The following is an 11,731-nucleotide window of genomic DNA, read 5'->3' on the forward strand; positions in this document are numbered from 1 at the left end:
TTTTCATTTATATAGTTTTGACCTTGGTCTTGCAACTTAACTCTCGCACCAGCATTGTCTAAAACTGTCAAGGCTGAGTCTGGTAAAACTAAGCCTGGAAGATACTTGTTTGATAGAGTAACAGCTGCCTCAATAGCTTCAGGTAAGTAATTTATCCTGTGGAAGTTTTCATAAAGAATAGAAACATTTTCTATAATCTTTATGGCATCTTCTTCTTTAGGTTCTTTTACATTAACTATTTCAAACCTTCTTGTTAAAGCTTGGTCTGAATTAATATAATAGTTCCATTCGGCATGTGTGGTAGCCCCTATCAATCTGAAATCACCCCTAGCCATCAAGGGTTTTAGGGTATCAGTAAAATACTTATATCTGCCTAGTAAATGAATTTCATCTATAAATAAGATGACATCTCTTTGTTTTTTCATTTCTTCGGCAAATCTTTTAATAGCTTCACCACTATATACATCAGAGAAAGACGAAAAATCATTCATATTAAATTGTAAAATTTTCATATTTTCTAGGGATGGTAGGTCCCCATTTGCTATTTTTATAGCTAGACCTTCAGCTATAGCCGATTTACCTACACCTCCGGGCCCTAATAAGGCTACGTTGTTTTTGTCTCTTCTTGATAATACGAGTTCAATTTGTTCGATTTCTTGGTCTCTACCAATAACTTTTTGTAATTGACCCAATCTTGCTTTTTCAGTAATGTCAACAGCTAGTTCTTCTAGCATAGAATATGACGGATCTTTAATCTTGTTGTGAAATCTATTGGCTCTTCTTTCTTCTTCTTTTTTATTATTTTCAGCGCTGCCATCCATTTGCATAGAAAACAATGAAATATTGCGTCTAAAGAAGCCTCTAGTTAAAGGCTCATATAAAACATCAATTTTAGTCAATAGGTGTTCAATGATTTCACATGCATTTGAATTGTTCACATCAGAAAAATGTATGAGTAAATACCTGGTATCAATATGGTAAATTTCAGGGTTTGACCTTGACATCTCATCACCATATTTTATGGCATCAAAAACAAACTTAGAAACATCTAAGTCACCAAATATTTCTAATTTTTCATCTGCTATTGGTTCTACTATAAATTCTACTGGGTTTTGGTATTTGGAATTGAAGCGCTTGGCTCCTGAATTTGTTGGTCTCATCATTGATGAGTAGACTGTTTTATCTTTTACTATAATGGATTTTTCTATGATATTTTTGATATCGCTAGCTACAATAGAATATTTAGCTAGAGCGTATGACATACCGGTATCGTAGGTTTGTAAACCTGCTAAGAGTATATCTTGACTTTCAATTACGGTTTTACCCGCTTCTTCTACGTTCTTCTTTGCATTTTGCAATGTTTCTAGACATTGACGAGAAAAATTAAATTGAAGTTCTTTATTCAATTATACCTCCAAAAATTTAAAAAGGGACCAAAAAAAAATACAATATCGAGATTATATACTAATTATAATTTTTTTGCAAATAAAAAAAACCACTAGTCAAACTAGTGGTTAAATCCTCTATCTTATAAAGCTTCCTTAGCTGTTTCAACTAATTGTGTGAATGCTTGAGGATCATTGATAGCAATTTCAGAAAGCATCTTTCTGTTGATATCGATATTAGCTTTTTTCAATCCATTCATAAATCTTGAATAGTTTAAGCCGTTTGCTCTTGCAGCAGCGTTGATTCTAGCAATCCATAATTGTCTGAAATCTCTTTTTCTATGTTTTCTACCAATGTATGAATATTGTAATGATTTCATTACAGCTTGTTTTGCTGTTCTGAATAATCTTGACTTACCGCCTCTGTATCCTTTAGCTAATTTTAGATATTTTTTATGATTTTTCTTTGCATTAACTGCACCTTTTACTCTAGCCATCAATTACCTCCTAAGGAATCATCTTGTCGATTCTTTTCATATCTCCCTTACTTACTAGGGTTGGTTTTCTTAAATTTCTAATTCTCTTTTGTGATTTTTTACCTGTGATATGTGATTTATAAGCTTTAAATCTCTTTAATTTACCTGTACCGGTTCTCTTAAATCTCTTTGCTGAACCTCTATGTGTCTTCATTTTTGGCATAATTTCCTCCTATTCGCTCTTAGGTTCGATCATCATATGCATGTTTCGACCGTCCATTTTTGGTTTTGAACTGATTTGAGCCACGTCTTTTAACTCATCAAAGAATTTATCTAGTACTTCTCTACCTAGATCTTTGTGAGCCATTTCTCTTCCTCTAAATCTAACGCTTACCTTTACTTTATCTTCTTTGTTAATAATTCTTCTTGCGTTTCGAGCCTTAATTTCAATATCATGTTGTTGAATGTTTGGAGATAATCTAATCTCTTGCACACTAACTGTTTTAGCATTTTTTCTTGCTTCTTTTTGTTTTTTCATTTGATCATATCTATATTTGCTATAGTCCATGATCCTTGCAACTGGTGGTTTAGCATTTGGTGACATAAGTGCTAAGTCTAAATTTGCTTGAGCAGCTCTGTCCATAGCTTCATCCAGTGATACAATACCAACTTGTTCGCCGTCTTCAGCAATAAGTCTTACTTCTGGTACACGAATTTGCTCGTTTATTTGAAGTTCTTTAATAACATACCTCCTAAAGTATAGTAAAAATATTTTATACCAGCTTACCTATCTAAATAGTTACAAATAAAAATAGTAGCGCAGGCAAAAACCTACACTACTATCCTAATAAAATCAATATTAAGTGTAACCCAATGCGGTCAACCGATTAGGTGAGAGTAGGTAGCTCTTCTTCGTACTTGTATACTATACAACAATAAATGGCTTATGTCAAATATTATTGTCTTGCTTTTACAGCTTTTACCATTTCTTGTAAAAACTCATCTAAATCATAGCTTTCAGTTTTCTTTTCACCATATTTTCTTACTGAAACGGTGTTTTCTTCAAGCTCCTTGTCACCGAATACAAATTGGTAAGGAATCTTTGAAGTTTGTGAATCTCTGATCTTCTTGCCCATTGATTCATTTCTCCCATCAAATTCTACCCTTAATCCGGCATCTTTAAATTTCTTGTAGATTGCTTCTACCTTTTCTCCATGAACATCGACGCTTACAGGTATGAAGCTTGCTTGAACTGGTGCCAACCATAGTGGGAAGTTACCAGCATAGTGTTCAATCAAGATACCAATAAATCTTTCTAATGAACCATAGATAGCTCTGTGGATCATAACTGGTCTTGATTTTTCATTGTGTTCATCGGTGTATTCAATATCAAATCTTTGTGGCATTTGGAAGTCTAATTGTACTGTACCACATTGCCATGGCCTATTTAACGAGTCAAATAATTGAATATCAATCTTTGGTCCGTAGAAGGCTCCATCTGCTTCATTTATTTCATAGTCTAGATTTAATTCTTCTACAGTTTCAATAAGAGCTTTTTCAGCCTTGTCCCATTGTTCTACTGTACCCATGTAGTCTTCAGGTCTTGTTGAAATATATACCTTGTATTTGAATCCAAATTTAGAATATATTTCACCTGCTAGGCTCATGATTGCCTTGATTTCATCCTTTACTTGTGATGGTAGGCAGAATACATGCGCATCATCTTGGGTGAAGGCTCTTACTCTAAATAGTCCATGTAGAGCACCTGATAACTCATGTCTGTGAACTAATCCTAATTCACCAAGTCTTATAGGTAGATCCCTATATGAATGTGGTCTTGACTTATAAACCAGAATTGAACCTGGACAGTTCATCGGTTTAATAGCATATGGTTCTTCATCGATTTCTGTGAAGTACATGTTTTCAGCATAGTGGTCCCAGTGACCTGATGTATGCCATAGTTCTTCATTTAAGATCATTGGCGTAGAAATTTGACCATAGCCCGCCTTGTCTAATAATTCTAATAAGTAATCTTGTAATTGATTTTTTAGAATCATACCCTTTGGTAGGTAGAATGGGAACCCTGGACCCTGTTCAGCAAACATGAATAAGTCCATTTGTTTACCTAAAAGTCTGTGGTCTCTCTTCTTAGCCTCTTCAAGCATATTTAGGTATTCATCAAGCTCAGCTTGTTTGTTGAATGAGATACCATAGATTCTTTGCAACATCTTGTTGTTGCTATCTCCCTTCCAATAAGCACCTGCTATTGAAAGTAATTTAACAGCTTTTATATCTTTTGTATTTAATAAATGAGGTCCCTTGCAAAGGTCTATAAAGTCACCTAATTCATAGATAGAAATATTTGCATCTTCTGGCAAATCATTTATCAATTCTACTTTGTACTTGTCACCTCTTTTTTGGAAGTAGTCTAAGGCTTCTTGTCTAGAAATATCTTTTCTAACTAGGTCATGTTTTTCTCTAGCTATCTTTAACATTTCTTTTTCTATTTTTTCTAAATCTTCAGGAACAAATTGGTGGTCACTATCTATATCATAGTAAAAACCATTTTCAATTGCTGGTCCTATTGCAAAAAGTACATCTGGGAAAAGTTTCTGTATGGCTGCTGCCATCAAGTGTGATGTGGTATGCCAAAATAGTTGTTTGGCTTGGTCACTATCATATTTGAAGAAATTTACTTGTCCATCTTCATATACTTTTTCTTGTAATCCCATCAACTGACCATTATACTCAGCTCCAACTATAGATCTTGCAAATCCTTCTGAGATAGATTTGGCAACATCTAATAATTGTATGCCTTCTTCAAATTCCTTAACATTTCCATCTGGAAAACTAATTTTCATTTACTACTCCTAAAAACTCTATTAACTCTTCTTTTTTAATTGTTTTTTGATCACCATTTATATAATTTCTAACGGTTACTTCATTTGCTTCAATTTCATTTGTACCTACTATGATGACTTTTTCAACATCAAGTCTGTCAGCATAGGTAAATTTCTTTTTGGCCTTGCCATTTTCTAGGTAAACTTGGGAAGCAAAATTATTTTCTCTCAAAATATTTACCAATCCTATAGCATATCTTTTAGATTCTTCATCCATTGGTATTACCAAAATAGGTTTGTCAATTGCTTCTTCTTGCTTTGTCAAAAGACTAGCTTCATTTAATTGATAGAATAACCTAGTTAAGCCTAAAGAAAGTCCAACACCTGGGAATTTCTTTTTAGTAAAGTTGTTTGCAAGGTCATCATACCTACCACCAGAGCAAACTGCTCCAATTTCCTCATAATCTTTTAGGTAGGTTTCATAAACTGTACCTGTGTAATAATCCAAGCCCCTAGTAATTGTAAAATCAATCTTTACATTTTCACTAGGCAAGTTGAAATCTTGCATGTATTGGTAAACTTCTTTTAATTCTTTTACACCCTCTTTAAACTTTTCATTTTCAATTTGGTAATTATCTAATTTTTCTAAAGACTTTTCATTGCTATCTTCAGACCTTATGAAGTCGAAGATTTTTTCAATGTTTTCATCTGAAATCTCAAATCCCCTTAAAAGGTCTTTGGTCTTATCTTCACCAATTTTAGCTAGTTTATCGATGGTTCTTAAAACTTCTTCAAACTTATTTATTGATAAGGATTCTAAAAATCCTTGTAACAATTTACGATTGTTTATCTTAAAAACCAACTCTGAAAATCCTAAGTCCTTAAAGATATTAAAGATTAGGCTTGGTAGTTCTGCATCATTGGCTAGGTCTAAGTTTTCATTACCAATGATATCTATATCACATTGGTAAAACTCCCTATACCTGCCCTTTTGATTTCTTTCCCCCCTGTAAACCTTACCTATTTGGTATCTTCTAAAAGGAAAATGGAGATTTTCTTGATGCATAGCTACATATCTAGCAAGGGAAACAGTCAAATCAAATCTCAAGGCTTGAGCTGTTGACTCCTTGTCTATCCTATAAATTTGCTTGGAGGTTTCTCCACCACCCTTAGAAAGTAGAATTTCTTCTTTTTCTATCAAGGGCGTATCAATATTTACAAATCCATATTTGATAAAATTTTCTTCGATAGTATTTTTCATATTATCGAATAGTTTCTGTTCTTCAGGCAGCAATTCCATAAAGCCTGGAAGAATAGAAGGTTTAACTATACTCATAAATCTCCACCTTATTATTTAATCCTAATATCCAAGTTGTTTTAATTTGTTATTTACTAGGCTTGATACATATTCTGGGTTTAGACCTGCTTTTTGTAATAGGTCAACTCTTTCCCAACCATAGCCAAGTTTACCTTGGATTATCATATCTACTAATTGGTCTACATTAGCATTTTGTATTTGTGAAACAGTTACAGTAGCTGTACTCTTGTATGAACCAACCTTAACTGGTGTAAAGTTTTTCAATTTGTTTTGATCAACTTGACTTGATTGGTTGTTTTGATTTCCGCTATCGCTTGGTCTTTCAACTTCTCTTTCTGTTTCTTTCTTTGTTTCTCTTTCTGTTTCCTTAACAGTTTCTTTTTCTGTTTCTTTTATTGTTTCTTCTTGTGTTTCTTTAACAGTTTCTTTTTCTGTTTCTTTTTCTGTTTCTCTTCTTGTTTCTTCTTGTGATTCACGGTTAGACTCATCTTTAGTTTCTAGTCTTGTTTCGTGTTGGCTATCAACTACAGTTGAGTTTGGTTTCTCTGAAAATAGCAATTTAATTGCGTAAACACTTATAGTTCCAACAAGTAAAAGAGCTAAAACAAGCATAATAATTTTTATTAATTTATTATCTGGTTCTTCTCGTCTTGGTCTTCTTGAGTATCCACCTTCCCTATCTGGTCTAGGTCTTCTTTGTCTTCTTGTTTCTTGATCTTCATTTCTAGATCTATTTTCGCTTGATCTATTAGTATCTGGTCTATTTTCATTTGGTCTATTTTCATTTGACCTATTATCATCTGGTCTATTATCCATATAATTCTCCTTTAGATTAATATTATTCTTCTATTATATATGTTTTTTAGAAAATAATAAACTAAAAGGCTAGTAAAATTACTAACCTTTTTGATTTCTGTAAACTTACTAATATAGAATATAGCTACTCTTGTATGATACTATATTTTGGGTTTAATGTTAAATTATATTTTATTTTTTTGTTCAGGAAAAACTTCTAAATACTTTTCTTCTATTTTTAGTAATTGGTATTTGTTTTCCATTTTAATTTCTTCTTCTATCAACTTACCATCTTTTAAGAACAATATATTATCTGTCAAAAGGCTAATATCAATTAAGCCGTGTGAAGAAATTATTATTGTAGTCCCATCTTTAGCCAGATCTACTAGCAAAGATCTAATCTGTATAAGCGATGTTGGATCTAGTCCATTGAAGGGCTCATCTAAAATTATTAATCTGGGATTATTCATAAGCGTCATTGCTATTAAAAGTTTTTGCTTCATTCCTAAAGAATATTGGGAAACTTTTTTATGAATAAATGATGATAAATTAAGCTTATCTATAACAATATTTTTTCTTTCTTTATCTAGTTTTTGAGCCGATTCAATAAAAAGTAAGTGGTCAAATCCTGATAAGTAGCCATATAATATGTTGGTATCTATTAAAAAAGACACTTTAGAAAATATAGATGATTCATCATTTTCTTCATCAAACAAATAAACTTCCCCTGAATCAGCCTTAGTCAAATTTGCTAGTATATTAAATAAAGTCGTCTTTCCAGACCCATTGGGTCCAATTAAGGCATATATTCCAGGCTTAGATATTTCTAAATTCAAGTCTTTTAGTATAAGCTTATCACCATAACTTTTAGAGATATTTTCAATTTTTACTATGCTCATTTTCTACCTCATTTTATTTCTTTACTTTTAGATAATTTCACACTGATATGAGTCAAAATAAAGGACCATATCAATAGGACTAATATGCTGATAAATATATTATAAAATCCAAAGGATGCTTTGAAAATAATTGACCCATCAGCAATATTTCTCGCAATTAAATGTGAAAAAGGATTTATATAATTTAGCTGATATGGCAAATATTTACTTAAGTAGAGCCCAAAAGTTAAAATACTAGTCAATATAACAAATACGTCTATTTTTCTTCTAACAAAAATTGATATAAAAATTGCTAGAGAAATCATGAATATTATTTGAAAAATTATAATCACAAATAGTCTAATTAAATATAGGTAAAGTGGTATCAGGCTAAAATAATTTAAATTATTTTCATTTATCAATTCGATATTTTTTACCGTGTTTTTATAGTAAATTACAGGATAATTTATATTTCCAAACCCCTCAGTTATAAAGCCAAGTAAAATTACCAAAACTACTATCACGCCTAGTATAGCCAAGGAAGTCGATAAAGAAGCTATTAACTTGTTTTTTATAATCTCTTTCCTTTTGATAGGCTGGGTAAATAATAGCTTAATTTGATTTCCATTTTCTTTATCATTGGTAAAGCCACCAGCACATACAAGCACCAAGAAAATAATCATAATTATATCTAGCTTATATATGTTAAACATCCTATAAAGTGAATATATAGAGGAATGACTGTTTTCATAATGTAAGTTCTCATAAATCAACGCCTTAGTATTTAGAGGTCCTTCTTCTAATTTGGATTGGTAGACTATCCATTTTTTCAAAAGTGGTTTATGGTTAATTTCTGCTAATTTTTCTAATCTTGCCGATCCTTCATAATAAGAGGCTTTTGAATAGGCTAAGTTAGCCTTATCACTAGGCGAATAATATCCAAAGTCATTTTGGTAAATTTTTTCTTTTAACTTATAATATTCTCTGCCATTTTGACTAGTATAATATTCTTTTAGCTTTATAGAGTCTTCTTTTTCGTCTTTTAATTTTTTTATTTCATCCTTATATGCCTCAAGTCTTATTTCGTAATACTCTTCAAATGATAATTCCATAGGCTTATCTATTAGGTTGACACCACCACTTATGATAAGATCTTTATTTTTTATAAAGTCTTGCATGGCTTTTTCTTCTTTTTCTATAAAATCTTCTATAGATGAATTATTTGCCTCAGACAAGTATTCACCTCTAAGCTTATCATCTTCAAATTTGAGTCTGAAAAATAAAGCTAATACTACTACAAAAGATAAGCAAATATATAAGTAAAAATCAGGAGATTTATATATTTTTATCATTTCAAAGTCTACTAGGCTTAATTTCTTAGCATGTTTTTGAATCTTTGTTTTTTCATTAGTGAATATATTGACTTTAACTAGGGCCAAGATGAAAAATAGTATAGAAATAGCTAAGCAAATAATGTAAGGCAATATTCCTTTGGCTAGGCTTATTTTTTGTATAAGTGTATGTCCATCATCTGCTAATACCTCTACAATTCCACCAGTTAAGGTCATTTTATAATCTAATAAATTTATAGGATTATAAGATGAAAATGAATAAGTATTGTACATATTCATAAATACTAGTAGGCAAAATATACTAAGTAAAATTCCAAATGCCTTTCTAGAATTATTAACTTTTGAGCTTATAAATAAGACAAAAGCGGATATAAGTGTAAATAATGCTAGGTAAGATAAGAATAAACTTATCAATAATTGGTAGCCTTTGATATAAGATAGGTCCTTGCTGTCAAATACTTTATAAATATCTGAAAAACCTAACTCTCCCCCTTGACCTGTAATTATAGATCCGATTATCATAAAAAATGAGACTAGGGCGAAGTATATTATCAAAGTCAATATAAATAAGAAAAATTTATTCTTAAATATTGTAAAATCATTTAATCCATTCGTTTTAAGTAGATTATAAGTCCCTTTTTCTCGCTCTTCAGAAATAATATTGTGAAATAAAATAATAACAAATAATATTAAAGGAAGACCAAATAATACTTTTTGATTATGGACTAAATTTTTTGTCAGGTTTGGAAAGTATTTTCCCCCTTCTTCGTAGGACATGGGACTCGCACTGGTAGTTTTCATATTGCTACTTGCAAATTTTAACCATTCCCACTGAAATTTTTTATCATTTCTAACTTTTATATTGTACTTATTTAATAGCTTTTCAAAACTTTCAACTTGCCTAATATATTCAGCTTTGTATTTTGTCTTATCGACCTTATCTTCATTGCTAGGTCCATCTGATATATAAGCAGACAAAGTATAATTATATATTTCATCGATTTCACCAGCGATTTTAGCTTTGTCTTCTTCACTTAAGTGGTCATTATCTTTAGAATACAAATCTATATAATTGCTAAAAGTGCTTATTTCATATACACCATTTTCATTTATTTCGATAGCTGAAGGAAAAGTTGGGTTTCCATTACTTTGATTGTTTATCAAGGCAAAGGCAGATGTCAACAAGGCAAATATTGTAATGAATATAAAGTAGTTTTTCTTAAATATTTTTTTTAACTCAAATTTTAACATAAGTCTTTAATCAAATACTGAATATACAGATCTTGATCATCCTCCTGTTTGAAATTGTAGATTTGTAAGTCTAATAGCTTACAAGTTTATACATTATAGCGAGTAATTAGTGTATTATTATTCGTTTTTACTATCTACTATTGCTATATCTATGATTTATCCTTTTATAATTAAATAAATATTTCTATAATAATATAATAATATCTTGCTTATGTCAAAATTTCACTTAAATATAAAAATAAACGGAATCTACTTTATATTTTAAGTAGCATTCCGTTTATTTTACATTAAATTATTTTATATTTAATTAAAAGTACTTTATTTCACTTGACTTTGTGCCTTAACAGCTTCCATTTTTGCTTTTACAGCTTCTTGGTCACCAAGGTACCTACGACTTATAACATTCATATCTTCATCTAATTCATATACGAAAGGTATACCTGTTGGTATATTCAAGCCTGCGATGTCATCATCCGATATATGGTCTAGGTATTTTACCAAAGCTCTTAATGAGTTACCATGGGCAGCTATTAAAACTTGCCTGTTAGCTAATATTTCTGGTTTGATGTATTCTTCAAAATATGGAACAACTCTGGCAACTGTGTCTTTTAAGCATTCAGTTAGTGGTAAATCTTTTTTATCAACATTCCTATATTGGTCTTGTAGGGATGGATTTCTCTTATCATCTGCTTCTAAGGCTGGTGGTTGTACTGAATAAGATCTTCTCCATAGGTGAACTTGTTCGTCTCCATACTTCTTAACGGTTTCTTTTTTATTCAAACCTTGTAAGGCTCCGTAATGCCTTTCATTTAATTTCCAGCTTTTAATTACTGGTATCCATTCTTGGTCTAATTCTTTTAATACGTAGTTTGCAGTATGGATAGCTCTTTTTAGATAGGAAGTAAAGCAAATATCAAATTTGAATCCTTCTTCTTTCAATAGCTCTCCTCCATTAATTGCTTCCTTAACACCTGTTTCTGATAATTCTACATCGGTCCATCCGGTAAATAGGTTTTCCTTGTTCCATTCACTTTCTCCATGACGAACCATAACTAATTTATATGTCATATAAACCTCCTTAGGTTAGCCTAATTTTATAGTTCTTTATATCTAATTTAATTATAATCCTAAAGAATACACTTGTCCATAAAAACTTATAAAAAAAGCTCCTATTTAACATTAAATAGAAGCTTTGCTTATGGTGCCTAAGAAGAGACTCGAACTCTCACGGGCTTTCGCCCACTACCCCCTCAAGATAGCGTGTCTGCCAGTTCCACCACTTAGACTAATATTATATTTTTATTTTTTTAGGCAATGTAAAGGTTAAGTTAATACTTTTGATGTTGTAAATTCTTGTCGAATAAAGCACATATATAAGTATAACAGAAAACACGAAATTTTTTAAAAAATTTTGTGAAAATTATTAGGTAGTTTAG

At 31.1% G+C, this 11,731-nt stretch carries 10 protein-coding genes and 1 tRNA gene; all 11 read right to left on the minus strand.

Annotation, left to right across the window (positions count from 1 at the left end; all coding sequences use genetic code 11):
* Positions 1-1,406: AAA family ATPase (locus tag Q0U66_RS04370; RefSeq protein ID WP_297377834.1), on the minus strand; the 1,406-nt coding region annotated here is incomplete at its 3' end.
* Positions 1,407-1,528: 122 nt separating this feature from the next.
* Positions 1,529-1,882: a 50S ribosomal protein L20 gene (rplT, locus tag Q0U66_RS04375; protein WP_297377836.1), complete on the minus strand. Its 354-nt coding sequence runs from the start codon at positions 1,880-1,882 to the stop codon at positions 1,529-1,531.
* Positions 1,883-1,892: 10 nt separating this feature from the next.
* The gene (rpmI, locus tag Q0U66_RS04380) at positions 1,893-2,084 is read right to left on the minus strand and encodes a 50S ribosomal protein L35 (protein ID WP_297377838.1); all 192 of its coding nucleotides are present in this window, start codon (positions 2,082-2,084) and stop codon (positions 1,893-1,895) included.
* A gap of 9 nt (positions 2,085-2,093) precedes the next feature.
* Positions 2,094-2,633, minus strand: coding sequence for a translation initiation factor IF-3 (gene infC / locus Q0U66_RS04385; protein ID WP_297377852.1), 540 nt, complete (start codon positions 2,631-2,633; stop codon positions 2,094-2,096).
* A gap of 184 nt (positions 2,634-2,817) precedes the next feature.
* On the minus strand, positions 2,818-4,722 hold the full coding sequence (gene thrS, locus Q0U66_RS04390) for a threonine--tRNA ligase (protein WP_297377840.1): 1,905 nt from the start codon (positions 4,720-4,722) through the stop codon (positions 2,818-2,820).
* Positions 4,712-6,037: a histidine--tRNA ligase gene (hisS, locus tag Q0U66_RS04395; protein ID WP_297377842.1), complete on the minus strand. Its 1,326-nt coding sequence runs from the start codon at positions 6,035-6,037 to the stop codon at positions 4,712-4,714. The genes thrS and hisS overlap by 11 nt, the downstream gene beginning before the upstream one ends.
* Before the next feature lie 24 nt (positions 6,038-6,061).
* Complete coding sequence (locus Q0U66_RS04400) at positions 6,062-6,835, minus strand: hypothetical protein (protein WP_297377844.1); 774 nt, start codon at positions 6,833-6,835, stop codon at positions 6,062-6,064.
* 164 nt (positions 6,836-6,999) lie between these two features.
* The gene (locus Q0U66_RS04405) at positions 7,000-7,713 is read right to left on the minus strand and encodes an ABC transporter ATP-binding protein (protein ID WP_297377846.1); all 714 of its coding nucleotides are present in this window, start codon (positions 7,711-7,713) and stop codon (positions 7,000-7,002) included.
* Positions 7,714-7,721: 8 nt separating this feature from the next.
* Positions 7,722-10,295, minus strand: coding sequence for an ABC transporter permease (locus Q0U66_RS04410; RefSeq protein ID WP_297377848.1), 2,574 nt, complete (start codon positions 10,293-10,295; stop codon positions 7,722-7,724).
* A gap of 318 nt (positions 10,296-10,613) precedes the next feature.
* The gene (gpmA, locus tag Q0U66_RS04415; protein WP_297377850.1) at positions 10,614-11,363 is read right to left on the minus strand and encodes a 2,3-diphosphoglycerate-dependent phosphoglycerate mutase; all 750 of its coding nucleotides are present in this window, start codon (positions 11,361-11,363) and stop codon (positions 10,614-10,616) included.
* 131 nt (positions 11,364-11,494) lie between these two features.
* A tRNA-Leu gene (locus Q0U66_RS04420) sits at positions 11,495-11,581 on the minus strand.
* Positions 11,582-11,731 lie beyond the last annotated feature (150 nt).

This window comes from uncultured Helcococcus sp. (genome assembly GCF_946998255.1).
Lineage (GTDB): Bacteria > Bacillota > Clostridia > Tissierellales > Peptoniphilaceae > Helcococcus.